Genomic DNA, 24919 nt, shown 5'->3' on the forward strand with positions numbered 1-24919 from the left:
GATGCTTGGTAATTCGGCGAATGCCCGGTCCTGCCCACCGACCCGTTCCATGGTGCCCGTTACGGGCATGACACGATCGAACGCGTGAGGGAGCACAGCTTGCGGGTCGGATGGTCGATTCCGGCGCGGGGCGAGGCTCTGGGTTTTTCGGGTGAGGTGACCTTGTGACCAGGACTCTGCGAACCCTGCCGATGCCGACCGGCTCCGGCGTGAGCGAAGTGCTACCGCACCTGCGGCAGGCGCTGTACGACAACGGCCCCGCCTGGCTGCCGCTGCCGACAGCCGATCGGCGGGAGGCGCGCCGGCTGCGGGATTCGCTGGCGCCCGGAGACCCCATCGACGACGAGGTGGCACTGGTGGTGACCACCTCCGGCACCACGGGTATCCCGAAGGGTGCCATGTTGACCGCCGCATCGCTGCGCGCCAGCGGAACCGCCACGCATGCCCGGCTCGGTGGCCCGGGCAGCTGGCTGCTCGCCCTGCCGACGCATCACATCGCCGGTATCCAGGTGTTGTTGCGCAGCATCCTGGCCGACACCGAGCCGACGGTGCTCGACGTGTCCGGCGGGTTTCTGCCGGAGGCCCTCGCAGGTGCGGTGTCGGCGATGCCCGGCCCGCGACGTTATACCGCCCTGGTGCCCACGCAGTTGATCAAGGCGCTGGAGTCGCCCGTCGCGGCGGCGGCACTGGCCGAATTGGATGCGGTGCTGGTCGGTGGCGCGGCCACCCCGATCCCGGTCTACGAGCGGGCACATGCCGCCGGAATCAACGTGGTCCGGACCTACGGGATGAGCGAGACCTGCGGGGGTTGCGTCTACGAGGGCGTTCCGCTGGACGGTACCGAGGTGCGGATCGAGGACGGCCGGGTGCTGCTCGGCGGTGCGACCATCGCGCACGGCTACCGCAATCTCCCCGATCATCCGGCGTTCGCCGAGCCGGGCTGGTTCCGGACCGAGGACGCGGGCGTGTTCACCGACGGCGTGTTGTCGATCAGCGGCCGGTTGGACGAGGCCATCACCACCGGGGGTCTGCTGGTGATTCCACAGGTCGTGGAGGCCGTTCTGGCCACGCATCCGGGGGTCCGGGAGTGCGTGGTGCTGGGCCTGCCCGATGAACGCCTGGGACAGCGGGTCGCCGTTGCGGTGGTGCCCGCGGCGGAGGAACCGCCCACGCTGGACGAACTGCGCGATCATGTCGTGGCCGAACTGGACTCGATCGCCGCACCGCGCGAGCTGGCCGTGCTGGCGGAGCTGCCGCTGCGCGGCCCCGGTAAGCCGGATCGGGCGCAGTTGCGCGAGCACTGGCTCGCCGACTCCCGGCACTGACTCTTCGCGGCAGCCTTATCGCGGCGTCTTTCCGGCGCCGCGGTGCTGTCGTGTCCGTTGTTGCGTGCTGATCGCTCCACTACCGAGCCGGTTCTGCGGGCTGTTGAGTCGTTTACGTGATGTACACGAATCCGGTTGTCCCTGGATGCGCCCGGACAGGCGGTGTGCCGAATGTTTGCCGAATTTCCCTAGGTAGATAGCCAGCTATGCGCTGACGCTAATGTGATGCGGCTGACAAACGCGGTTAACATGCGGAAACATCCAGTTATCCAACTATTCATGGTGATGATCGCCACTCGGAAGAAATTGGAAATTCGGCCGTCGCATCGATTAGCTTTCGAAACGTCGGCAGGCACAACAGCACTCGCCTAGTGCATCGCCGGACCGCAATACCGCGTTACCAGCCTGTGATTCACAGGCCGAAAGGAATTCGATCCCATGACTCGCAAGACTCTCGCTGTCGCCGGTGCCGTCGCCCTCGCCCTGGTGGGCCCTGCTGCCGTTGCCAACGCCGTCACCGGTTCGGCCACCGGTTCGGCCGCCCTGGGCGCGACCGGTTCCGCCGCCCTCGGTGCCACCGGTTCCGCTGGTGCCGGTGCTGCCGGCGCCGGTGCCACCGGCTCCGCTGCCGCTGCCCCTGCCGTGACCACCCTGGCCGCCACCGGTTCCGCCGGGTTGGGTGCGCTGTCCACCGGTTCCGCCGCGGCGCTCGCCGGGCTGGATCTGCTGGACACCGGTAGCTCCGCCTTCGAGGCGGGCACCGGTGCCGGTGTGAACATCATCGACATTCTGCTCGGCACCCAGGAGCTCAACGCTCCGGCCGAGTAATTCGACAGTCGAATCTGTCCGGCCGAACCCCCTCAGGCCGCACTGGAATGCGGTGGCATGCATATGCATGCCACCGCATTTCTTTTTGTTCCTTTCGGGTAATTCGTGAATCAAGATTTGCCGGTGTGATTGCGGCACGATTACTTGATCTTGTTTACGACGTACGAACGGAGTGATTTCCGTTGTGGCGGGCGGTATCTCGGGTTCGTGGCCCGCTGAGTGGGTGCTGGGCGCCGGAACGGGTGGTGCGGTTAACAGGGGTCGGCGCGAGCTCACCGGGACGGAGTCTGTCACGCTGGAGAGCGTGAATCCGTCAACAGCGCAGGCCGGGGTCGTGGTCGACGAACTCGTGCGCGGGGGAGTGCAGGAAGTCGTGCTCTGCCCCGGATCGCGCAATGCGCCCCTGGCGTTCGCGTTACAGGCCGCCGATGCGGCCGGCCGGCTCCGGCTGCACATGCGGATCGATGAGCGAACGGCCGGGTTCCTCGCGATCGGTCTGGCGGTGGCCGCCGGGCGGCCGGTTCCGGTGGTGATGACCTCGGGTACCGCCGTCGCCAATCTCGGTCCGGCGGTACTGGAAGCGAACTATGCGCGGGTCCCGCTGATCGTGCTCAGCGCCAACCGCCCCTACGAGATGCTCGGCACCGGTGCGAATCAGACCGTGGAACAGCTGGGCATGTTCGGCAGCCAGGTGCGGGCCACCATCAGTCTCGGGCTCGCCGAGGACGAAGCCGGTCAGCCGCCCTATCAGCGGCAGAACAGTGTGTGGCGGTCGGCGGTCTGCCGGGTACTGGCCGCGGCCCGCGGCACCCGCTCCGGCAATGCCGGTCCGGTGCAGTTCGACATCCCGCTGCGGGAACCGCTGGTCCCGGATCCGGTGGACGGCCCGGTACCGGCCGGCCGGCCCGGCACCCGCCCGTGGACCGCTACCCAATACGCCACCCTGGATGTCCCGCTGGATATCGATCTGTCCCCGGACACAGTGGTGATCTCCGGCCACGGTGCGGGACTGCGCCCCGAGCTCGCCGAACTGCCCACCGTCGCGGAGCCGACTGCGCCGATGCACGGCCCGGCGCTGCACCCGCTGGCGCTGCCGCTGCTGCGGCCGAAACAGGCGATCATCACCGGCCGGCCGACCCTGCACCGGCAGGTGTCCAAGGTGCTCGCCGACCCGGAAGTGACGGTGTTCGCCCTGACCACCGGGCCACGCTGGCCGGACGTGTCCGGCAACGTGGTCGGAACCGGGACCCGCGCGGTCACCACCGGCGCGCCGCGGCCCGAATGGCTGCAGCACTGTGCCGACCTGAACCGGCACGCGAGCGCGGCGGTGCGCGCCGAACTGTCCGGGCATCCGAAGGCCACCGGCCTGCATGTGGCGGCCGTGGTGATGGACGCCCTGCACGACGGCGATCAGCTGTTGCTCGGTGCTTCCAACCCGGTCCGCGATGCCGCTCTCGTCGCCTCGCCACGCCCCGGCGTCGCGGTCCGGTCCAACCGGGGCGTCGCCGGTATCGACGGCACCGTATCCGGTGCGGTCGGCGCGGCCCTGGCCCATCCGGGCCGAACGATCGCGCTGATGGGCGATCTGACCTTCCTGCACGACGCCTCGGGGCTGCTCATCGGCCGCGGCGAACCGCGGCCGGAGGACCTGACCATCGTGGTCGCCAACGACGACGGTGGCGGCATCTTCGAGCTGCTCGAACAGGGCGACCCGCAGTATGCCGGGGTTTTCGAGCGGGTCTTCGGCACCCCGCACGGTATGGACCTGGCGGCCCTGTGTGCCGCCTATCGGGTCCCGCACCAGCAGCTGACGACCGGGCAGCTGGCCGATGCACTGCGGGTACGCGGGCACGGGGTCCGGGTGCTCGAGGTGCTCACCGAACGGTCCGGGCTCCGTGAACTGCATGCCGCGGTTCGCGCCGGCATCGGGCCCGGCTACTCCTCTTCGGCGCCGCGCTCGTCGTCGTAGGGAATCTCGATCGCCTGCTCGACCACATCGGCGGGGTTCGCGCTGAAGGCGTCCCGGTCCACTGCTTCGGCCAGATCGCGGTCGGAGCCCGGGACCGAGGTGTCCTCTTCCGGGTAGACGTCGGCGGTCTGTTCGGCGTAGTCGGCCTCGGGGACCTCGTCCAGCGGTCGTGCCGATTCGTAGTCGATCATCCGGTGCTCCTTACTCGCGAGAGCCTGGGGACAACGGGCCTATATCGAGCTTGCGCCGTCCCGGCGTAATCGGCAAGCGCCGCCCGGATCAGAACTGTTCGATGCGGCAGCTGTCGTCGATCGGCCGGGTGATCGACCAGAGCGGGCGGAACCGGCAGGTGGCGATCTTCCATTCGCCGTCCTCGATGCGGTATTCGTCCTCGTACTCGCCGGTCGAGACGGTCTCGGTGTTCTCGATCAGGTTCACCTGGCGGAAGGCGAGCGTCCATTGGCCGGTGGCGGTGGTCGCGTCGGTGCCGAGGGTGATGTTCGGGTGCAGGCCGTGATGCATGTCGAGGATCACGTGTTTCCCGTCGACCCGCCGCAGCGCGATGGATTCGAAGACTGCGGCCATGCCGTCCGCGTCGGAGACGCCGAGCGTGCCGTAGTCCAGTACCGAACCCGAAGCGACGAAACAGGCCCGGAATCCGGTGGGGTCCTTGGCGTCGCAGGCCCGGAAGTAGCGATGTTTCAGGGCCCGGATCGATTCCAGTGCCACCAGCCGCGCCGGGCCGTCTACCAGGGACATCCTGCCTCCTCGATGCAGTCGCCGGCGGCGGATGTGCACTGGCCGCCGTCCGGCGACGGTAACGCGAAGCCGCGGAGCCGGCCGCCGGTGTCCCGGTCAGTGGAACACCGGGACGACCGATGAGTTCGGCCGGGTCGCGTCGTCGTAACCGGTGACGTCGGCGGCACAGCGGCGCCGGAACCTGCGGCGCCCCGGCAATCCAATGAGGAGAGTGGCATGCAACCCCAGTTCGACTTCGGATCCGCAGCGAAGGTGATGGCCGACGTGGTGGCGGGCATCGACGCCGATCGACTCACCGATCCGACCCCGTGCGCCGGGCTGACCGTCCGCGATGTACTCGCACATGTGGTCGGTCTGACCGAGGCGTTCCGGCAGTCGGCCACCAAGGAGTCGGTCGGGGTGTCGGCCGCACCGCAGACCGGCCCCGACACCCCGCTCCCGGAGGACTGGCGCACCCGGATCCCGGCGCAGCTGGAAGCGCTGACCACGGCCTGGGCCGATCCGGCCGCCTGGGACGGCGACACCGAGGCGGGTGGTGTGACCGCACCCGCCGCGGTGATGGCGGTCGTCGCCCTGGACGAGGTGACCATCCACGCATGGGACCTGGCCGTGGCCACCGGCCGGAAGATCGAACCCGCCCCGGAGGTGCTCGAGGTGCTGCACGAATTCCTCCGCGAGAACGACCCGGAGGGCACCCCCGGCCTCTTCGGTCCGGTCCTGGAGGTCGCCGCCGACGCCCCGCTCCTGCACCGCGTTCTCGCGCTGACCGGCCGCGATCCGGACTGGGCCGGCGCGAACTGACCGAGGTGCCGGATATCGACGCCGGTCGGTGCCTTCGCCCGATACGTCGGCTGCCGAAACGGCCGGCGGCCGATGTGGCGCCTCGTTCGTGGGGTCAGTCGGACATGGTCGTGGCGAAGTGCCCCGCCCGGGCGGCGGTGGCTGCGGCGGCCGCGGCGGTATCGGCGGCGTGTTCGTCGATGGTGTCGGCGGTGGTGAGCAGGCGGTAGTACAGCGGGGCCGATACTGCGGACAGGGTGGCCCGCGGGTCGGTGGCTGCCGGGAGTTCCCCCCGGGTGACGGCGGACTCGACGCAGGGTGCCCACTCGGTGATGCGGGTGTCGTAGAACCGGTGTAAGGCGGCAGCGGCCCGGTCGTCACAGGTCGCAGCGGCAATGAGGGCGCGGAAAAGGGATCCCTGGCGTGGGTCGGCGAGGGTGCGGGCCACGAGCCGGGCATTGGCCCGCAGGTCGGCGTCGAGGGAACCGGTATCGGTGCGCGGCAAGGACGTTTCGGCCATCTCGGTGAGCAGGTCGGCAACCAGGCCGGCGGGGGTGCGCCAGCGTCGGTAGACGGTGGTCTTGCCGACCTCGGCACGAGCGGCGACTTCGCCGAGGTCGAGCCCGGCGAACCCGCGTTCGGCGAGCAGGTCGCCGGCCGCCCGCAGTACCGCTGCCCGCACTCGAGCGGTGCGGCCGCCGGGGCGCTGTGCACCCGGGAGGGTGTTCCCAGTCATAACGGTCCTCCAGTTCCGTTAACTTGCCGATCAGTGTATCGTCGGCGAAGGTAATGAAACTACAGTTCCATTAGGAGTAGTGATGGAGTATCGGCGACTGGGTGATTCGGGGCTGCTCGTGCCCGCACTGAGCTTCGGGGCCGGCACCTTCGGCGGCCGTGGTGAGCTGTTCTCGGCTTGGGGGGATACAGATGTGGCGCAGGCTCGCAAGCTCGTCGACATCAGCCTCGAAGCGGGTGTCACGCTGTTCGACACAGCCGATGTGTATTCCGACGGTGCCTCCGAGGAGATCCTGGGCGCTGCGATTCGTGGCCGCCGCGATCAGGTGCTGCTGTCGACCAAATCGAGCCTGCCCACCGGTCCCGGGCCCAATGATGGAGGCTCCGGCCGGGCCCGGCTGATCCGCGCCGTGGAGGATTCGCTACGTCGGCTGGGCACCGACTACCTCGATCTGTTCCAGCTGCATGCCTACGACGCCGCCACGCCGGTGGACGAGACGCTCCGGGCGCTGGACGACCTGGTCCGCGCCGGCAAGATCCGCTACCTCGGTGTCTCCAACTTCGCCGGCTGGCAGCTCATGAAATCCCTCGCGGCCGCCGACCGACACGGGCTCACCCGGTACGTGGCACACCAGGTGTACTACTCGCTGGTCGGGCGGGACTACGAGTGGGAACTGATGCCGCTGGGCGTGGACCAGGGGGTCGGGGCGCTGGTGTGGAGCCCGCTCGGCTGGGGCCGGCTGACCGGTCGGATCCGGCGCGGGCAACCACTTCCGTCGGGTAGCCGGTTGCATCGCACCGCTGAGGCCGGGCCGCCCGTCGACGACGAGCACCTCTACGACATCGTGGACGTGCTCGACGAGATCGCCGCCGAAACCGGCCGTGCCGTCCCGCAGATTGCGCTGAACTGGCTGCTGACCCGGCCCACGGTCGCCAGTGTCCTGGTCGGGGCTCGCAATGAGGAGCAGCTGCGCCAGAACCTGGGCGCGGTCGGTTGGCAGCTCGATCCCGAACACCTGGCGCGGCTGGATGCGGTCAGCTCCCGGACACCGCCGTACCCGTACTACCCGTACCATCGGCTGCCCGACTTCGCCCGGTTGAATCCGCCGCTGGTGAGCCGGTAGGCCCCGGCGCGGATGGCGAGCCGGCCGGAACCCGGTGGTTAGGCTGGGCTGATCATGCTTGGTCTGCTGATCGTCCTCGCCGGGTTCGCGTTCCTGGATTCCCTGGACGTGCTGCTGGTGGGTGTCACCACGGCGATCGTGGTGGACAGCAGGCTGGGCCGGCGGTCGCCGCTTCCGGGCGGGTTGAGCTTCCTCGGCGGCGTGTTCCTGATCACCACCACCTTCGGTCTCTGCACCGTGCTGGGCATCGGATTCATCACCGACTACATCGATCTCGAGCTGACGCCGAAACTGCGCACCTGGGGTGAACTCGTCATCGGTGCCGTGCTGATCGCGGTCGCCTGCCTCCCCGCCGGCATCAAGGCCGAACCACCGGCCTGGACCGTGCGGGTACGTCGGCAGCCGTGGCTGCTCGCGGTGCTGGGGATGGCGATCGGGCTCGCTCAGGCGCCGACCGCCCTGCCCTACCTCGCTGGGTTGGCGATGCTGGCGACCCGGAACCCGCTACCGCCGCTGTGGCCGGCGATCATCGTGGTCTACTGCGTCATCGCACTGCTGCCGCCACTGCTCGTGCTGGCCGTGGCAACCCGGACGGGTGCCCGGGCCCGGCGGATTTATCGGGCGGTGGTGCGGGGGATGGCGAAATACGGGCCGGTGTCGGTGCGGATCATCTTCTTCGCACTGGGCATCGCGCTGCTGGCCGATGCGGCGATACACCACAGCCGGTTGTGAGAGTCAGTACACGTCGCGAACGTAGCGCTTCTCGGCGATCAGCTGCTTCTTGAACGCCAGCGCGCCGTCCTCGTCCAGATTCCCGTGGACCCGGGCAATGGTGAGCAGCGCCTCGTCGACGTCTCGAGCCATCCGGGCGGCATCACCGCAGACGTAGAAGTACCCACCGTCGCGCAGCCAGGTCCACAGTTCCGCGCCGTGCTCCACCATCCGGTGCTGCACATAGATTCGTTCGCGCTGATCACGGGAGAAAGCCAGATCCAGCCGAGTCAGGAATCCGGACCGGAACATGTCCTCGAGTTCGGCGCGGTAGTAGAAGTTCTGTGCGGCATGCTGGTCGCCGAAGAACAGCCAGTTGCGGCCGGTCGCGCCCTGGGCGCGACGTTCCTGCAGGAACCCGCGGAACGGGGCGATCCCGGTGCCGGGGCCGACCATGATCATCGGCGCCGTCGGGTCCAGCGGCGGCCGGAAGTGTGGCGCCCGCTGCAGGAAGATCGGGACCGATGCGTCGGCCCGGTCGGCCAGGAACGTCGAGCACACACCGCCCCGCCGGGGCGAGCCGTAGCGGACCACGCCGACCGTCAACTGAATCTCGTGCGGATCGACCAGCGGGCTGGACGAGATCGAGTACTGCCGGGGCTGCAGCTTCGGCAGCACATCCAGCCATTCCACCAGGTCTGCGGGCGCCGGGAAGTCGCGCAGCACATCCGCGGCCTGCCGATCCCAGAGATAGCCGGCCAGTTCGTTGCGGTTGTCCCGCCGCAGCAGTTTGGCCAGCTGTGGGTTCGGGTTGCGCTCGGCGATGAAGCCGAGCAGCTTCTGGCTCACCTTGGTGATGTCGTAATGGGTGCGCAGTGCCTCCGCGAGCGGCAGCTCACAACCGTTCAGCGCGACCGGCCGCTGCCCGTCCAGGCCGGTTGCGGCCAGCCATTCGGCCACCACCGCCGGGTCATTGCACGGGTACACCCCCAGCGAATCGCCCGCCTCGTAGCGCACCCCGTGGTCGGTGAGGTCGAACCCGAGGCGGCGCACTTCCTTGGCGCCGCCGGTGCTCAGCAGCTCGTTGCGGTGCAGGGTGGTAGGCAGCGGAGCGCGCCGGGTGAATCGTTCGGCCGGCGCGGCCGAGTCCGGCCGGGGGCGTTCCAGCACCACGGTGCCGGTCGCCGAGTGCGGCCGCAGCGCGGTTCCGGCGCCCGCGCCGGTTCGGGCGCCGGGCCCGGCGCCCGAACCCGGTTCGGTGCCGGCGGGCCGGGTGACCGGATCCGGTCCGGAAGCTGCCTGGCCGGACAGATCCGGTGCGTCGGGACCGGCTCCGGCACCCGATCCGGAACCGCCGAGCGCATCGAGCACGTCGTCGAGCCACCGTTCGGCGTCGTCGGCATAATCCGGCTCACAGTCGATGCGGGGCAGTAGCCGCTCGGCGCCGCGATCGGCCAGGGCGAGATCCAGGCGGCGGCCGTGCCCGCAGAAATCGTCATAGGCGGAGTCGCCCAAGGCGAGCACCGCATATCGGACCCCGGCGAAACGGTCGGCGCTGTCGGTGAGCCGGGACCAGAAATCCGCGCCGTTGTCCGGCGGTCCGCCGTCGCCGAACGTACTGGTGATCACGAGGACATCCCCGCGCAGCGCGGTCAACTCGGCGGAATCCATATCCAGCACGGTGGGTGCGAATCCGGAGTCGGACAGGCGGGCAGCGGCACCGGCGGCCAATTCCTCGGCATTACCGGTCTGCGAGGCCCACAGCACGGTCACCGGCGGGGCCGCGGCGGTCGCGGCCGGTTCGACAGCAGCGGCACGCGAGTACATGCCCGCCAGCAGCCCGTCCACCCACAGCCGCGTCGCCGACGACATCGGCGCGGTTTCCGGCAGCACCGGCCGGCCGGTCACCGGCACGGCCTGCAGCGCGGCGAGGTAGCCGCCGAGGTAGATGCGCTCGGATTCGCTGAGCGTCGGTGCCGTGCCCGCGTCCAGGCCCAGCACGGCGGCCAGCGGATGGGCGTCGACCGCGGTCGCCGGTACCGCCGCCGGGGGTGAGGGATTCGGCACCGCCACCCGGCGCAGCGCCACCGCGCATGCCTTGAACTCCGGCTGCAACGATTCCGGGTCGACGGCATCGCTGGTCACCGCGTTGACGGTCAGGTATTCGCCCTGCTCGTCGTTCCAATGGAACGGCGCGAAACAGTCGCCCGGCCGCACCCGGTCGCTGATCTGCACCGGCAGCACCGCCCGGCCCCGTCGGGAGGTGACCTCCAGCTGGTCCCGGGGCCGCAGACCGAGTCGTTCCGCATCCCGGGGATGCACCTCGACGAAGGGGGCACCGGTCAGTTTGGTGAGCTTCGCCACCCGGCCCGTCTTGGTCATCGTGTGCCACTGGTGCTGCAGCCGGCCGGTGTTCAACAGGAACGGGAAGTCGTCGTCGGGCAGCTCGGCGGCCGGTAGGAACGGACGCGCGAAGAACCGGGCCCGGCCGCTCGGGGTAGGAAAGGCCAGCCGCGGCACCCGGCCGTCGGCCTCGACCCGTTGCGGGCGGTGCGCACCGTCGTTGCGATACCGGATCGGGTTTCGCGGCTGCCCCGGTTCGGCACACGGCCACTGCATCGGCCCGTCACGCAGCTGGTCGTAGCTCATCCCGCGCAGGTCGTAGCCGGTGGCCGGGTTGGCGAAGCGCTGCAGTTCGGCGAATACCTCGGCACTGGATTCGAACTCGAAACCGGGAAACCCCATGGCGCGGGCCACCTGCGCGATCAGCAGCCAATCCGGGCGGGCGTCGCCGTGCGGCTCCGTCGACCGGTTCAGCAGCGTCACATTGCGTTCCGAATTCACCATCACCCCGTCCGCCTCGGACCACAAGGTGGCCGGCAGCAGCAGGTCGGCATAGGTGTTGGTGGCGGTCTCGGTATACGCGTCCTGGGTGACGACCAGTTCCGCCGCCTCCAGCCCGTCGATGACCGTGCGGCGATTGGCCACGCTCGCCACCGGGTTGGTGCAGATGATCCAGGCCGCCTTGATCCGGCCGTCGGACAGGCTGCGGAACATCTCGATCGTGCCCGGTCCGGCCTCGTCGCGCAGCGTGCCCGGGGCGAGCTGCCATTCGGTCTCCACGAACGTCCGGTCGTCCGGATCGAGCACGCTGCGCTGGCCCGGCAGGCCCGGGCCCATGTATCCCATCTCCCGGCCGCCCATCGCATTGGGCTGCCCGGTCAGCGAGAACGGGCCGCTGCCGGTGCGGCAGATCGCCCCGGTGGCCAGGTGCAGGTTGATCAGGGCGTTGGTGTTCCAGGTGCCGTGGGTGGACTGGTTCAGGCCCATCGTCCACAACGACATCCAGTTCCCGGCGGCCGCGATCATCTCCGCGGCCGTCCGGATGTCGGCCTCCGCCAGCCCGGTGATCTCGGCGACCCGGTCCGGTGGATAGTCGGCCAGGAAGGTGGGCATGCCGTCCCAGCCCTCGGTGTGCTCGGCGATGAACTCGGAATCGATGGCGCCGTTCGCCACCAGCAGATGCAGCAGGCCGTTCAGCAGCGCCACATCGGTGCCGGGCGCGATCTGCAGGAACAGATCGGCGCGCGCGGCCGTTTCGGTGCGGCGCGGATCCACCACGATCAGTTTCGCACCCTGCTTCAGCCGGTCCGCCATCCGCAGGAACAGGATCGGGTGACAGTCCGCCATATTGGCGCCGCTGACGAAGAACAGATCGGCATGGTCGAGGTCGTCGTAGGAGCCCGGTGGCCCGTCGGCGCCCAGCGACTGCTTGTATCCGGTGCCCGCGCTGGCCATGCACAGCCGGGAATTGGCCTCGATGTGCACGGTACGCAGGTACCCCTTGGCCAGCTTCGTCGCCAGGTACTGCGCCTCCAGCGACATCTGACCGGAGACATAGAGGGCGATCGCATCCGGGCCGTGCTCGTCCAGGATCGCCCGCAACCGGGTGGCCGCCTCGTGCACCGCCTCGTCGACCGGCAACGGCACCGGCACCTGGCCCCGTTCCGGCCGCCGATAGGCGGTCGCCATCCGGCCGGGCGCCGCCATCAGGTCGGCATGGGTGGCGCCCTTGGTGCACAGCCGGCCGGCATTCGCCGGGTGCAGCTTGTCGCCGCTGACCTTCGCGATCACCGGTGTGCCGGACTCGCTGCGGGTGGAAACGCTGATCCCACAGCCCACGCCGCAGTACGAGCACTGGGTGCGCACCGTGCCCGCGCCTGGTGTTCCCTCTGCTGCGGTCATGTCACCGATGATCCGCAGTCGGCGTTGCGCCGGGTTTACCCCGCGTTATCGTCAGATGACAAAGCACCTCACCGGCGGAAATTTTCCCGGTGAGCTGAGATATCCGCAGGTAGTCGACATGTCCGGCGCTGCCGGGTGTGATCGATGCGACTCGGTTCAGTCCAGTTTGTAGGCCCGGTGCAACGCCACGATGCCCCCGGTGAGGTTGCGCCAGCGCACCGCCGACCACCCGTTCGCCGCGATTCGGCGGGCCAGCCGGCGCTGGTTCGGCCAGGCGCGGATCGACTCGGCCAGATACACGTATGCATCCGGATTGCTGCTGACGGCGCGGGCCACGGCGGGCAGCGCCCGCATCAGGTACTCCATGTACAAGGTGCGCAGCGGTCCGAACACCGGGGTGGAGAACTCGGCGACCACCAGCCGGCCGCCCGGTTTCGTCACCCGGTACATCTCCCGCAACGCGGCATCGATATCGACCACATTGCGCAGGCCGTAGGCGATGGTCACCGCATCGAACGAATCGTCGGCGAACGGCAGCGCCGTCGCGTCCCCCGCCACCATCGGTACCTGCCGGAACCGGCCGGCGGCCAGCATTCCCCGGGAGAAGTCGGTCGCCACACACCAGGCACCCGACTTCGCGAGGTCCGTGGTCGACACACCGGTACCGGCGGCCAGATCGAGCACTCGTTCCCCGACCCGCAGATCCAGCGCCCGCCGGGTCGCCCACCGCCAATAGCGGTCCTGTCCCGCCGAGATCACCGTGTTGGTCAGGTCGTACCGCTTCGCCACGCCGTCGAACATCGACGCGACCTCGGCCGGTTCCTTCTCCAGAGTGGCCCGGCCCGGTTCCCGCTGCTCAATCGTCACGGAAGGTAGTTTACGGCGCAGGCCGGGCTACGCGGTGTCGGCGAGGTGCGCAGGAACTCCGATGACGGCGGCGTAGTGGTCCATGAGTTCGGCGCAGATCGCCGGCCAGGTGCGATGCCGGACCGATTTCCGGGCGGCGGCGCAGAAGCGAGCGCGGACCTGCGGATCCCGCAGGGATTGCACTGCGCTGGGCAGCAGTTCGGTGAATCGCTCCACCGGCAGCAGATAGCCGTTGCGGCAATGGGCGATCAGATCCCGCGGCCCACCGGCGTCGGGGCCGATCACGGGGACACCGGAGGCCAGGGCCTCCTGTATGCCCTGGCAGAACGTCTCGTGTTCGCCCGGATGCACCATGACATCCAGGCTCGCGTACGCGCGGGCCAGTTCCGCCCCGCCCAGTTCGCCGGTGAACACCGCATCCGGCAGCAGCCGGGCCAGCCGCTCCCGTTCCGGCCCGCCGCCGACGATCACCAGCGCGATATCGGGCCGGCCGGCCAGCGCGGCCAGCCGCTCCACATGCTTCTCCGGGGCCAGCCGGCCGACGAAGCCGACGACCAGCCGGTCCGGTCCCGCCCACTCGGCATGCCGGGCGCGATCCCGGGCGGCCGGGGTGAACCGGGCGATGTCCACGCCCCGGCCCCAGCGATGGATCCGCGGGATGCCGTGGTCGGCCAGATCCTGGGCGGCCGCCGAGGACGGTGCCAGGGTCCGGGTCGCCCCCTCGTGGATGCGGCGGGTCCAGGCCCAGGCGGCCCGGGTGGCCAGGCCCAGCCCGTAACTCTTGGCGAACCCGGCCACATCGGTCTGGTAGACCGCCACCGACGGCAGATCCAGCCGGGTCGCCGCGCCGAGCCCGCCGGCGCCGAGCAGGAAGGGGGAGGCCAGATGCACCACATCGGGATCGAAGCCCGCGATCGCCGCGGTGATACCGGGCTGCGGCAGGCCCACCGGCAGCGAACTGACCTTCGGCACCATCATCGCCGGCACTCGGTGGATCGGGAACCGGCCGTGCGCCCGGGGGGCGGGCGGCTGCCCGGCCACCGTATCCGGGGCGACGATCAGGGCATCGTGCCCGTGCTGATCCAAATGGTCGAGAACCCGCAGCACGGAATTAACGACACCGTTCATGTTCGGTAGGAAGGACTCCGCAACGATGGCTACCCGCACCCTCCCAGCCTGCGGTCCGCGTCCCACCGCCGGATCACACCGACATGAAGGTGCGGCAAAGTTCCGGCGAAGAGTCACCCGGCGGGCCGCGCCGCCCGCCGCCGCAGCAGCCACACCGTCGGCAGGGCCAGCAGCCAGGCCGCCACGATCACCGACAGCACCGGGACGATCGCCACACTGGCATCGCGTCCGGCCACCCGCACCAGATCCGGTTCGGACCGGCTGTATTCGACATTGATCCGCTGACCGGCGGTCAGTTCGGTGGGGTAGAGGATGCCGACCTTCGGATTGTGCACACCGTCCGGCGTCACGTACATCACCGCCGAGCGCAGCCGCCCGGCCGAGAGCACCTCGCCCGAGGTGACGCCCATATCGGATTCGATCAGCCGATCGTTGCGCCAGGCCGCCGCGAGCAGCAGTCCCATCAGCAGGCTCACCGCGGTGGCGACGCTCAGCACCGCGATACCGGTCCGCCGTAAGCGCATCGACCGCCCATCCGACTGACTGGTTTCCGACACGGCAACAGGCTACCCATCCGCTCCGCTAACCTGGGCGGCCATGTCCCGTAAATTCAGCTTCACCGTGCCATATACCGTCCCGGTCGAAGAGCTTCACCGGGCACTGGTCGACGATGCGGTGTGGCAGGCGCGATTCGCCGACGCCAGCACCGCCACCCTGGAACTCGCCCATCCGGCCGGCCCGGATTCGATCCGCATTCAGATGACCGAGAAACCCGGCCCCGACAAGATCCCGGGGCTGGTCCGCAAGGTACTCAAGAGCGATCTGGTGCTGGAACGCACCGACGATTGGGGTCCGCTGGCCGGTGAGGTGGCCAAGGGCACGTTCGAGGGACGCACCGGCGGGATCACCACCGCCATGTCGGGCAGCTACGAAATGCGCTCGACCGCCGAGGGCAGCGAGATCGAGGTCGTCGGCACCGTCTCGGTGAAGGTTCCGCTGGTCGGCGGTGCGATCGAGCCGCTGGCCGAACAGTTGCACCAGCGGGTGCTCAACAGCGAACGGAAGTTCATCGAGGGCTGGTTCGCGGCGCAGGCCTCCTGACTCCTGCCGCGCGGCGGATGCGGGCCGGTCCGGTTGGCGAAGGTCCGGACCGGCCGGCGTCCTCAGGCGAAGGCGGCCGGGCGGCGCGGCCGGGCCGGTCATGTGAAGGGCGGCCGATCGTCGAGCCGCAGCGAGCCGCGGCCTGCCGTCCGCCACAGCCGGGCGGTGAGGTCGCTGTCGGCGTCGGTGACCAGATTGCCCATCACCCGCACCGCGGTTCGTTGCAGCAGTTTCGACCGCATCACCGGCGGCCCGCCGGCCGGGACCACACCGGGCCGGGTGGCCAGGCCGGCCAGGCGGCGCGCCACCGAGAAGGTGCGGCCGTAGCGGTTCCGCAGCAGCTGCGGCCACACCTCGGAGAGATCCGGTTCGGCCAGCAGTTCGGCCAGCGCATGGCCGGACTCCAGGCCGTAGTCGATGCCTTCGCCGTTCAACGGGTTCACGCACCCGGCCGCATCGCCGATCAGGACCCAGTTCGGTCCGGCCACATTCGACACGGCGCCGCCCATCGGCAGCAGGGCCGACGCCACCGCCCGCAGTTCGCCGGTGAACTCCCATTCCGCCCGGCGCAGCCGCGTGTAGTGCTCCAGCAGCGGCTTCAGAGCGATATGCGCCGGTCGTTGTGCGGTCGCCAGCGAGCCCACGCCGATATTGACCTCGCCGTTGCCCAGCGGAAAGATCCAGCCGTACCCGGGCACCAGCTCGCCGTCGGCATTGCGCAGCTCCAAATGCGAGCTGATCCACTGATCGTCGCTGCGGCCGGACCGGATGTAGGCCCGGGCGGCGGTGCCGTAGGCGAACTGCCGGTGCCACTGCCGGCCGAGCAGCTTGCCGATCGGCGAACGGACACCGTCGGCCACCACCAGGGTCCGGCAGCGCACCTCCCGCGTCGTATCGCCGGTACGCACCCGGACCGCGGAGACCCGTTCGCCGTCGCGCAGCACCTCGACGACCTTGGCGCCGTCGACCGCGGCCGCACCCGCCTTCACGGCCGTCTCCCGCAGCTTGTCGTCCAGTTCGGTGCGCGCCACCGCGCTGCCGTAGGTGGGGAACGACCCGCCCGGCCAGGGCAGCAGCGCCTCCCGCCCGAAGCCGGCCATCCGCAGCCCGTGGTTCACGGTGTGCGCCCGCAGCCAGCCGCCGAGCCCCAGCTGTTCCAGTTCGGCCGTCGCCCGGGGGGTGAGACCGTCGCCACAGGTCTTGTCCCGCGGGAACACGGCGGAATCGAGCAGCAGCACCTCGTGCCCGGCGCGCGCCGCCCACGTCGCCGCCGCCGAACCGGCCGGGCCGGCGCCGACGACCAGCACTTCGGTTCCGGTGGGGAGCACGCCCCGATCGACTGCGGTGGCATCCGGTGAACCCATGCCTCAATACTGGCATTGCCGCCATCCGGCCGGTGCAACAGTGACGGTGTTCATCGGCAGCTCGGCGTCGACACGATAGGTTCTACCCATCGCGACGCACGTTGCCGGGCCCGGAACCGGGGGCCGGTTGCGGTGGACGGGCTCCGGGCCCGTGCGACGGTGCCCGAAGAAACGGTGGGAGAAGAAAGATGAGCACATCTGCTGTGAGCGATGAGAGCACGGTGGTGGCCGGAGTCGATCTCGGTGACCCCGAGCTCGCCGCGACGGTGCGGGACGGTCTGGCCGCGGTGGAACAGCTGCTCGTCGATGAACTGTCCGACGGCGAGACCTTCCTGCAGGAAGCCGCGCTGCATCTGGCCAGGGCGGGCGGCAAGCGGTTCCGACCGCTGTTCACGATCCTCACCGGCCAGCTCGGCCCCAACCCGGGGGACCCGGCGCTGATCACCGCCGGCACCGTGGTGGAGCTGGTGCATCTGGCCACCCTGTACCACGACGACGTCATGGACGAGGCACAGATGCGGCGCGGTGCGACCAGCGTGAACGCGCGCTGGGGCAACAACATCGCGATCCTCGCGGGCGACTACCTGTTCGCCCACGCCTCCCGGCTGACCTCCACGCTCGGCCCGGATGCGGTCCGCATCATCGCCGAGACCTTCGCCGAACTGGTCACCGGGCAGATGCGCGAGACGATGGGCGCCCAGCAGTCCCAGGACCCGGTGCAGCACTACCTGCGGGTGGTCTGGGAGAAGACCGGTTCGCTGATCGCCGCCTCGGGCCGGTTCGGCGGCACCTTCTCCGGCGCCGATACCGACCACATCGAACGGCTGGCCCGCCTCGGCGACGCGGTCGGCACCGCCTTCCAGATCTCCGACGACATCATCGACATCTCCTCGGCGGCCGAACAGTCCGGTAAGACCCCCGGCACCGACCTGCGCGAAGGCGTCCACACCCTGCCGGTCCTGTACGCGCTGCGCGAGGAGGGCGCGGTCGGCGACCGCCTGCGCACCCTGCTGGCCCGCCCCCTGGAGACCGACGCCGAGGTCACCGAGGCCCTCGACCTGCTCGGCCGCTCCCGCGGCATGGTCCAGGCCAAGGAGAAACTCCAGGAATACGCCGACCTCGCCGACACCGAACTCGCCGCCCTCCCCCCGGGCCCCGCCAACGACGCCCTCACCCGCCTGGTCCGCTACACCATCGAACGCGTCGGGTAACGACAAACACACCTCCGCCCCGGACCCACGCCCCGGCCCCAGGAACCCATTCGCGGCACCGGACGTTGTAGGTGCGTACCTCACTGGAACGGATGACACCGACACCTGAGGTGGCGACACCAGCAGTCACCGAAAAGGCATGCCGAGGCGACAACTGATCTCGTAAGAACATGGGTAACTCACCGGGTACGCCCAAAACGTTCGTCGCCACTTGGGTAGGACCTGTGACCAACCGATCACGGGACCGACTCGTATGGCCTGAATACGCGGAGAGGCGGGAAGGCGTGAATGGGGTCAAGACCTTCGGGCTGATGGTGGGGCTGTCGGCCCTCATCGTGTTCGCGGGCGCGATGTTCCGCAGCCCCACGATTCTGGTCATCGCCATCCTGCTGGCCGTAGGCATGAATGCCTACGCCTACTTCAACAGCGACAAGCTCGCATTGCGGGCGATGCACGCGCAGCCGGTCAGCGAACTGGAAGCGCCGGCCATGTACCGGATCGTCCGGGAACTGGCCACTACCGCCCGGCAGCCGATGCCGCGGCTCTACATCAGCCCCACCGCCTCGCCGAACGCCTTCGCCACCGGCCGCAATCCGCGGCATGCGGCGGTCTGCTGCACCAGCGGAATCCTGCAGCTGCTGAACGAGCGGGAGTTACGTGCGGTGCTGGGGCACGAGTTGTCGCACGTCTACAACCGCGACATCCTGATCTCCTCGGTGGCCGGCGCGCTCGCCTCGGTGATTTCCGGTCTGGCCAATCTGGCCTTCTTCGCCACCGCATTCGGCGGCCGGGGCGAGAACGGGCCGAACATCTTCGGTGTGCTGCTGGTCTCGCTGCTCGGGCCGATCGCCGCCACGCTGATCAAGCTGGCCGTCTCCCGGTCCCGGGAGTATCAGGCCGACCAGTCCGGCGCCGAGCTCACCGGCGACCCACTGGCGCTGGCCTCCGCACTCCGCAAGATCGAGCGCGGGGTGCAGGCGGCACCGTTGGCACCGGAACCGCAGATCGCCAGCGAATCGCATCTGATGATCGCCAACCCGTTCCGGCCGGGCGAGCGGATGGCGCGCTGGTTCGCCACCCACCCGCCGATGGCCGACCGGATCCGGCGCCTCGAGGAGATGGCCGGTCAGCGATAGTTCACGAACTGCAGGGCGATACCGAAGTCCTCGCCTTTGAGCAGTGCGATGACGGTCTGCAGGTCGTCGCGCTTCTTGCTGGTCACCCGCAGTTCGTCGCCCTGGATCTGCGCCTTGACGCCCTTGGGGCCCTCGTCCCGGATCGTCTTGGAGATCTTCTTCGCCTTCTCGGCGTCGATGCCCTGCACCAGGGTTCCGGTGATCTTGTGCACCTTCCCGGAAGCCTGCGGTTCACCGGCGTCGAACGCCTTCAACGAGATATCGCGGCGGATGAGCTTCTCCTTGAAGACCTCCAGGGCGGCCTTCACCCGCTCCTCCGACTCCGCCGTCAGCACGATCCGCTCTTCGCCGGACCATTCGATGCCCGCGCCGGTGCCCTTGAAGTCGTACCGGGAGTTCAGCTCCTTCTCCGCCTGGTGCAGCGCGTTGTCCACCTCCTGGCGGTCGACTTTGCTCACCACGTCGAACGACGAATCTGCCACCCTGGCTCCTAGGTCTGTGTTGGATTGCCGAGCTCCGCTCGGTGGAACGTCGCTCGTGAGACTCACTCCGGGCGGGGCGCTGCGGCGCGGATATTGCGTGTCGTATTCAACACTGCCGGGTCGGGGCAGGCTTCGGCAACCCGGGTGGCGGGAGCGGTGCCGGGCCGGTCGGTGCGCGCGGCGAGATCGCGGCACCCGGCGCTCGAAGATCGCGGCGCAGGGCTCTCACCAGCCGGTTTGCATCCGAGGGGCGGGTTCGTTGTATTCTCTTCATCGCGTCGGAGACGGTGCAACGGCAGGTTGTCCGAGCGGCCAAAGGAAGCAGACTGTAAATCTGTCGGTGAAAGCCTACGTAGGTTCGAATCCTACACCTGCCACACCGAGACCCCCGCGGATCAGATCCGCGGGGGTCATTTTTTTGTGTCGGCCACGCGACGGTCGCCGACTCCGCGGTCCGCGCGTCGTTCCGGTGTGGTCCGAGCCGAAAAAAAGGGCCGTCTACCTGCCGATTTGGCTGTTGTAGGTTGCTGTGTGTAATCTCGTTCAGGACGCCGGAGCACGGAGTCGCCAGTGATCGGGGCACCGATCCGGGCACTGTGCCTCCCAGTCATGCCCCCTTAGCTCAGTCGGCAGAGCGTTTCCATGGTAAGGAAAAGGTCAACGGTTCGATTCCGTTAGGGGGCTCGCCGGATTGCCGGTGGTGACCGACTCGGCATCGCTCCCGTCAGCGCGGAGCTGGGCGCGGTTTCCACCGCGTTTGTCCGCGTGGCGGTGTAGCTCAGTCGGTAGAGCAAACGACTCATAATCGTTGTGTCGCCGGTTCAAGTCCGGCCATCGCTACCAAAACCGATTAAGCCCAGACCGGAAAGAAGGCATATCGTGGCCGCGAAGTCCACCGATGTCCGGCCAAAGATCACCTTGGCCTGCGAAGAGTGCAAGCACCGCAACTACATCACCAAGAAGAACCGGCGTAACGACCCGGACCGTCTGGAGCTGAAGAAGTTCTGCCCGAACTGCGGAACGCACCGGGCGCACCGCGAGTCGCGCTGAGACAGGCTTTCCCGAAACCGGGGTCGGACATCGGTCCGGCCCCGGTTTCGTCGTTCCGGGACAGACGGTTCGAGCGAGGGGAGTTCGCCCCGGTCATCGTCGGGGTCGGTACAGTCGCCCCTGTGACGATCAACACCGGAACTGACGAAGCGGTTGCCGCCGGCGACACCGAGCCCTTCGATCCCGCCGAGCATGCGGCCGCCATGGTGGGCCACCACTATCGCGTCGACGACTACTACGAAGTCGGGCGGGAGAAGGTGCGGGAGTACGCCCGCGCGGTGCAGGACTACCACCCGGTGCACTGGGAGGAAGAAATCGCCCGGGAGTACGGCTACCGCGGCCTGGTGGCCCCGCTGACGTTCATCTCCCTGGTCGGCATCCTGGCCCAGCGCAAGCTGTTCGAAGAGGTCGTCACCGGCTACGACCTGAGCCAGATCATGCAGACCGACCAGGTGCTGGAATTCGCCCGGCCGATCGTGGCCGGTGACCAGCTCACCTGCGATGTGTATCTGCATTCCTTCCGGCGCGCTTTCGGCGGCGACATGATGGTGACCAAGAACATCGTCACCGACCAGAACAACGAGCTGGTGCTCACCACCTACACGTCGCTGGTCGGGCGCAGCGGTGGTGATATCGATCCGAACATGTCGGCTGCGGTGCGGCAGGTGCTGATGCACGGCCTGGGCGACGAGGAGCCCAAGCACCGCGCACCGGCCGAGGTGCCGGCCGGGCCGCCGCCCGTCCCCGAGGTCACCCAGCCGGAGCCGCAGCACAGCGGCCGCGCCCTGGCATTCGACAGTGTGACCGCCGGCGACGAGCTGCCCACCCGGGTGGTCCGGCTCACCCGTGGTGATCTGGTCAACTATGCGGGCGTCTCCGGCGATGCCAACCCGATCCACTGGAGCGCCGAGGTGGCGAAGCTGGTGGGTCTGGACGATGTGGTCGCGCACGGCATGCTCACGATGGGCCTCGGCGGTGGCTTCGTGACCTCGTGGCTGGGCGATCCGGGCGCGGTCAAGGAATACAACGTGCGGTTCACCAGCCCGGTCTTCGTCGGCTACGACGCGCCGGCCGAGGTCGAGTACAGCGGTAAGGTGAAGTCGGTGGATCCGGAGACGCGGACGGCCGTCGTCGCCATCGTGGCGAAGGCGGGCGGTAAGCGGATCTTCGGCCGCGCCACCGCGACCGTTCAGCTGTCCTGACCGTGCGGATCGGGCCGATTGGCACAATCCGCGGTCGGTAACGTACACTCGGGTTCTCTGGGGTCACCAGCTGCTGCGCGCTGCTTCTCTTCTGCGCTGTCGGAGAGGACGCGGCGCGCATGTTGTGTGATGCCCAGGGCCCGGGTAGCTGGGTAGCTGGATACAACTGAATACCGACTGTGGTCGGACTTCCGGTTCGCGCGAACCGGTTTCGCGGTCCGACCGAAGGGGCGTAGCTCAATTGGCAGAGCAGCGGTCTCCAAAACCGCAGGTTGCAGGTTCAAGTCCTGTCGCCCCTGCCCTGAATGCCAGCGATGAGAGCGAGGAGACGGCGTGAGTGACGAGCGGGACACTCGCAACGGTGACGACGCCGCCCGGCCGAGTGGCAAGCGGTCCACCCGCCGGGCGCGTACCGCGTCGAGCTCCACGCCGGCCGATACCGGGTCGGTCGCCACGATCGACCGTTCCTCGGCGCGTAAGGCGGACAAGACCGGGCCGGCCGGGACGGGTAACCCGTTCAAGCGGCTGATCAAGTTCCTGCGAGAGGTCATCGCGGAACTGAAAAAGGTGATCTGGCCGAACAAGAAGCAGATGGTCACCTATACAACTGTTGTTCTGGTGTTCGTGATCTTCATGGTCGCGTTCATCGCCGGGTTGGATATGGCGTTCATCAAGGGTGTCGACTGGTTGTTCGGCTGAGTCCGACGCCACTGACGCCGGTTACCGATCCCGGGCGCCGATGACGGGTGATCCGTCACCCCCGGCCGGGCACCAGAGGATGTACGTGACGACACAGGAAGCGAGTGCCGCAGTGAGCACCCCGGAGAACGACACAGACAACGAGTTCCCGGTCGACGACGCCGTGGCGGCGGAGACCGCTGTCGACGAGGTCGAGGACACCGCGGCAGCTGCAGCGCAGGACGCCGAGCCCGTCGAGGAGCCGGAAGAGGTCGACCCCGTCGCCGCGATGAAGGCCGCCCTCCGCCGCGCCCCCGGTGACTGGTACGTCGTGCATTCCTACGCCGGCTACGAGAACAAGGTGAAGACCAACCTCGAGACCCGCGTGCAGAACCTGGGCCTGGAGGACTACATCTTCCAGGTCGAGGTGCCGACCGAAGAGGTCACCGAGATCAAGAACGGCCAGCGTAAGAACGTCAACCGCAAGGTGCTGCCCGGCTACATCCTGGTCCGGATGGATCTGAACAACGAGTCCTGGGGCGCGGTGCGCAACACCCCCGGTGTCACCGGTTTCGTCGGAATGACCGGTGGCAGCATGAGCGCCAAGCCCACCCCGCTCACCATCGGTGAAGTGGTGAAATTCCTGCTGCCGGCCGCCGAGCAGCAGAAGAAGCCGGCCGCCGCATCCGGTGCTGCCGCCGCAGCCACTCCGGAGGCCCCGGCCGGCGCCGCGCCGAAGCCGGTCATCGAGGTCGACTTCGAGGTCGGCGAATCGGTCACCGTCATGGACGGCCCGTTCGCCACGCTGCCCGCCAGCATCAGCGAGGTCAACGCCGAGCAGCAGAAGCTCAAGGTCCTGGTGTCGATCTTCGGTCGCGAGACGCCGGTCGAACTGAACTTCACCCAGGTCTCCAAGATCTAGCGCTCCGCGGCGGCCCGCTCGGCGGCACAGTCTTACGGCAACCGTAAGGAACACAAAACCCAAGGAAGAAAGATGCCCCCCAAGAAGAAGAAGCTCGCCGGGATCATCAAACTGCAGATCCAGGCCGGCCAGGCGAACCCGGCTCCGCCGGTCGGCCCGGCGCTCGGTCAGCACGGCGTCAACATCATGGAGTTCTGCAAGGCGTACAACGCCGCGACCGAGTCGCAGCGTGGCAACGTCGTGCCGGTCGAGATCTCGGTCTACGAGGATCGGTCGTTCGACTTCAAGCTGAAGACCCCGCCCGCGGCCAAGCTGCTGCTCAAGGCGGCCGGTGTGCAGAAGGGCTCGGCCGAGCCGCACCGCAACAAGGTCGCCAAGGTCTCCATGGACCAGGTCCGCGAGATCGCCAAGACCAAGCAGGCCGACCTGAACGCCAACGACCTCGATCAGGCCGCGAAGATCATCGCCGGCACTGCGCGGTCGATGGGTATCACGGTCGAGCGCTGAGCAGAACTCCAGGTGGGAGGGCCGGCCAGGCCCGGAAACCACATCTGAACCACGAATAAGGAACAGCGAAACATGGCAAAGCGAAGCAAGGCGTACCTCGCCGCGGCCGAGAAGGTCGATCGCGACAAGCTCTACTCCCCGCTGGCCGCCGCGCGGCTGGCCAAGGAGACCGCCAGCACCAAGACCGATGCGACCGTCGAGGTCGCCGTCCGGCTCGGCGTGGATCCCCGCAAGGCCGACCAGATGGTCCGTGGCACCGTGAACCTGCCGCACGGCACCGGTAAGACCGCCCGTGTGATCGTGTTCGCCGCCGGTGAGAAGGCCGCCGAGGCCGAGGCCGCCGGCGCCGACGCCGTGGGCGCCGAGGATCTGATCGAGCGGATCCAGGGCGGCTGGCTCGATTTCGACGCCGCGATCGCCACCCCGGATCAGATGGCCAAGGTCGGCCGGATCGCGCGCGTCCTGGGCCCGCGTGGTCTGATGCCGAACCCGAAGACCGGCACTGTCACCAACGACGTGACCAAGGCCGTGAACGAGATCAAGGGCGGCAAGATCAACTTCCGCGTCGACAAGCAGGCCAACCTGCACTTCGTCATCGGCAAGGCATCCTTCGCCGACAACGCGCTGGTGGAGAACTACGGCGCCGCCCTGGAGGAAGTCCTGCGGCTCAAGCCGTCGACCGCCAAGGGCCGCTACGTCAAGAAGGTCACGGTTTCGACCAACACCGGACCGGGCATCCCGGTGGACCCGAACCGCACCCGCAACCTCACCGAAGAGGACGCATGATCTTCGACA

24 protein-coding genes and 4 tRNA genes are annotated in these 24919 nt (G+C 68.6%); 19 read left to right on the forward strand and 9 right to left on the reverse strand.

Annotation, left to right across the window (positions count from 1 at the left end; all coding sequences use genetic code 11):
* Nucleotides 1–191: 191 nt before the first annotated feature.
* From menE to menD, 3 genes are all read left to right on the forward strand, one after another.
* Nucleotides 192–1325 carry an o-succinylbenzoate--CoA ligase gene (gene menE / locus AC1HFH_RS04320; RefSeq protein WP_480247701.1) on the forward strand — a complete coding sequence of 378 codons (1134 nt, stop codon included), beginning with the start codon at nt 192–194 and terminating at the stop codon, nt 1323–1325.
* Between the two features lie 438 nt (nt 1326–1763).
* Nucleotides 1764–2153 (forward strand): hypothetical protein, encoded by a 390-nt coding sequence (locus tag AC1HFH_RS04325; RefSeq protein WP_480246139.1) that lies wholly within the window; start codon nt 1764–1766, stop codon nt 2151–2153.
* A 304-nt stretch (nt 2154–2457) separates the two neighbouring features.
* Complete coding sequence (menD, locus tag AC1HFH_RS04330) at nt 2458–4122, forward strand: 2-succinyl-5-enolpyruvyl-6-hydroxy-3-cyclohexene-1-carboxylic-acid synthase (protein ID WP_480246140.1); 1665 nt, start codon at nt 2458–2460, stop codon at nt 4120–4122.
* Here menD and AC1HFH_RS04335 read toward each other — a convergent pair.
* Together AC1HFH_RS04335 and AC1HFH_RS04340 are read right to left on the reverse strand one after the other, a co-directional pair.
* Nucleotides 4089–4313 (reverse strand): hypothetical protein, encoded by a 225-nt coding sequence (locus tag AC1HFH_RS04335; RefSeq protein ID WP_480246141.1) that lies wholly within the window; start codon nt 4311–4313, stop codon nt 4089–4091. The genes menD and AC1HFH_RS04335 overlap by 34 nt on opposite strands.
* Nucleotides 4314–4401: 88 nt before the next feature.
* Nucleotides 4402–4881 (reverse strand): nuclear transport factor 2 family protein, encoded by a 480-nt coding sequence (locus AC1HFH_RS04340; protein WP_480246142.1) that lies wholly within the window; start codon nt 4879–4881, stop codon nt 4402–4404.
* A 216-nt stretch (nt 4882–5097) separates the two neighbouring features.
* On the opposite strand from AC1HFH_RS04340, the gene AC1HFH_RS04345 reads away from it, so the two are divergent.
* Nucleotides 5098–5682 (forward strand): TIGR03086 family metal-binding protein, encoded by a 585-nt coding sequence (locus AC1HFH_RS04345; protein WP_480246143.1) that lies wholly within the window; start codon nt 5098–5100, stop codon nt 5680–5682.
* A gap of 94 nt (nt 5683–5776) precedes the next feature.
* Here AC1HFH_RS04345 and AC1HFH_RS04350 read toward each other — a convergent pair whose 3' ends face one another.
* A complete protein-coding gene (locus tag AC1HFH_RS04350; RefSeq protein ID WP_480246144.1) occupies nt 5777–6397 on the reverse strand; it encodes a TetR/AcrR family transcriptional regulator in 621 nt (206 codons plus the stop codon).
* Between the two features lie 82 nt (nt 6398–6479).
* Between AC1HFH_RS04350 and AC1HFH_RS04355 the strand changes: the two genes are divergently transcribed.
* Both AC1HFH_RS04355 and AC1HFH_RS04360 read left to right on the forward strand, forming a co-directional pair.
* Entirely contained in the window at nt 6480–7520 is a 1041-nt protein-coding gene (locus AC1HFH_RS04355; protein WP_480246145.1) for an aldo/keto reductase, read from the forward strand.
* A 54-nt stretch (nt 7521–7574) separates the two neighbouring features.
* Nucleotides 7575–8252 carry a GAP family protein gene (locus AC1HFH_RS04360; RefSeq protein ID WP_480246146.1) on the forward strand — a complete coding sequence of 226 codons (678 nt, stop codon included), beginning with the start codon at nt 7575–7577 and terminating at the stop codon, nt 8250–8252.
* A gap of 3 nt (nt 8253–8255) precedes the next feature.
* On the opposite strand, the gene AC1HFH_RS04365 is transcribed toward AC1HFH_RS04360, so the two are convergent.
* The 4 genes from AC1HFH_RS04365 to AC1HFH_RS04380 form a co-directional block, all read right to left on the reverse strand.
* Nucleotides 8256–12476, reverse strand: coding sequence for a bifunctional nitrate reductase/sulfite reductase flavoprotein subunit alpha (locus tag AC1HFH_RS04365; RefSeq protein WP_480246147.1), 4221 nt, complete (start codon nt 12474–12476; stop codon nt 8256–8258).
* Nucleotides 12477–12632: 156 nt separating this feature from the next.
* A complete protein-coding gene (locus tag AC1HFH_RS04370) occupies nt 12633–13277 on the reverse strand; it encodes a demethylmenaquinone methyltransferase (RefSeq protein WP_480247702.1) in 645 nt (214 codons plus the stop codon).
* A 93-nt stretch (nt 13278–13370) separates the two neighbouring features.
* The gene (locus tag AC1HFH_RS04375) at nt 13371–14510 is read right to left on the reverse strand and encodes a glycosyltransferase family 4 protein (protein ID WP_480246148.1); all 1140 of its coding nucleotides are present in this window, start codon (nt 14508–14510) and stop codon (nt 13371–13373) included.
* Nucleotides 14511–14584: 74 nt separating this feature from the next.
* Entirely contained in the window at nt 14585–14995 is a 411-nt protein-coding gene (locus AC1HFH_RS04380) for a DUF3592 domain-containing protein (protein ID WP_480247703.1), read from the reverse strand.
* Nucleotides 14996–15068: 73 nt separating this feature from the next.
* Between AC1HFH_RS04380 and AC1HFH_RS04385 the strand changes: the two genes are divergently transcribed.
* On the forward strand, nt 15069–15572 hold the full coding sequence (locus AC1HFH_RS04385; protein ID WP_480246149.1) for a DUF2505 domain-containing protein: 504 nt from the start codon (nt 15069–15071) through the stop codon (nt 15570–15572).
* A 98-nt stretch (nt 15573–15670) separates the two neighbouring features.
* On the opposite strand, the gene AC1HFH_RS04390 is transcribed toward AC1HFH_RS04385, so the two are convergent.
* Complete coding sequence (locus AC1HFH_RS04390; RefSeq protein ID WP_480246150.1) at nt 15671–16936, reverse strand: geranylgeranyl reductase family protein; 1266 nt, start codon at nt 16934–16936, stop codon at nt 15671–15673.
* Between the two features lie 188 nt (nt 16937–17124).
* On the opposite strand from AC1HFH_RS04390, the gene AC1HFH_RS04395 reads away from it, so the two are divergent.
* Nucleotides 17125–18147, forward strand: coding sequence for a polyprenyl synthetase family protein (locus AC1HFH_RS04395; protein WP_480246151.1), 1023 nt, complete (start codon nt 17125–17127; stop codon nt 18145–18147).
* A gap of 311 nt (nt 18148–18458) precedes the next feature.
* On the forward strand, nt 18459–19283 hold the full coding sequence (gene htpX, locus AC1HFH_RS04400; protein ID WP_480247704.1) for a zinc metalloprotease HtpX: 825 nt from the start codon (nt 18459–18461) through the stop codon (nt 19281–19283).
* On the opposite strand, the gene AC1HFH_RS04405 is transcribed toward htpX, so the two are convergent.
* Nucleotides 19274–19765, reverse strand: coding sequence for a YajQ family cyclic di-GMP-binding protein (locus AC1HFH_RS04405; RefSeq protein ID WP_480246152.1), 492 nt, complete (start codon nt 19763–19765; stop codon nt 19274–19276). The two genes, htpX and AC1HFH_RS04405, sit on opposite strands and share 10 nt — an antisense overlap.
* Nucleotides 19766–20059: 294 nt before the next feature.
* On the opposite strand from AC1HFH_RS04405, the gene AC1HFH_RS04410 reads away from it, so the two are divergent.
* From AC1HFH_RS04410 to rplA, 10 genes are all read left to right on the forward strand, one after another.
* A tRNA-Tyr gene (locus tag AC1HFH_RS04410) sits at nt 20060–20142 on the forward strand.
* Between the two features lie 234 nt (nt 20143–20376).
* Nucleotides 20377–20449: transfer RNA gene (locus tag AC1HFH_RS04415), tRNA-Thr, on the forward strand.
* An 83-nt stretch (nt 20450–20532) separates the two neighbouring features.
* Nucleotides 20533–20608, forward strand: a tRNA-Met gene (locus tag AC1HFH_RS04420).
* A 36-nt stretch (nt 20609–20644) separates the two neighbouring features.
* Nucleotides 20645–20815 (forward strand): 50S ribosomal protein L33, encoded by a 171-nt coding sequence (gene rpmG / locus AC1HFH_RS04425; protein ID WP_019049401.1) that lies wholly within the window; start codon nt 20645–20647, stop codon nt 20813–20815.
* Nucleotides 20816–20943: 128 nt separating this feature from the next.
* Nucleotides 20944–22017, forward strand: a complete 1074-nt coding sequence (locus tag AC1HFH_RS04430) for a fused (3R)-hydroxyacyl-ACP dehydratase subunits HadA/HadB (protein WP_480247705.1) — start codon at nt 20944–20946, stop codon at nt 22015–22017.
* A 226-nt stretch (nt 22018–22243) separates the two neighbouring features.
* Nucleotides 22244–22316: transfer RNA gene (locus AC1HFH_RS04435), tRNA-Trp, on the forward strand.
* 34 nt (nt 22317–22350) lie between these two features.
* Nucleotides 22351–22716 (forward strand): preprotein translocase subunit SecE, encoded by a 366-nt coding sequence (gene secE, locus AC1HFH_RS04440; protein WP_480246153.1) that lies wholly within the window; start codon nt 22351–22353, stop codon nt 22714–22716.
* Between the two features lie 112 nt (nt 22717–22828).
* Nucleotides 22829–23617, forward strand: coding sequence for a transcription termination/antitermination protein NusG (nusG, locus tag AC1HFH_RS04445; RefSeq protein WP_480247706.1), 789 nt, complete (start codon nt 22829–22831; stop codon nt 23615–23617).
* 72 nt (nt 23618–23689) lie between these two features.
* Nucleotides 23690–24124 carry a 50S ribosomal protein L11 gene (rplK, locus tag AC1HFH_RS04450; protein ID WP_480246154.1) on the forward strand — a complete coding sequence of 145 codons (435 nt, stop codon included), beginning with the start codon at nt 23690–23692 and terminating at the stop codon, nt 24122–24124.
* A 72-nt stretch (nt 24125–24196) separates the two neighbouring features.
* Nucleotides 24197–24910, forward strand: coding sequence for a 50S ribosomal protein L1 (gene rplA, locus AC1HFH_RS04455; protein ID WP_480246155.1), 714 nt, complete (start codon nt 24197–24199; stop codon nt 24908–24910).
* Nucleotides 24911–24919: the final 9 nt, after the last annotated feature.

Source organism: Nocardia sp. KT25-26 (genome assembly GCF_056627695.1).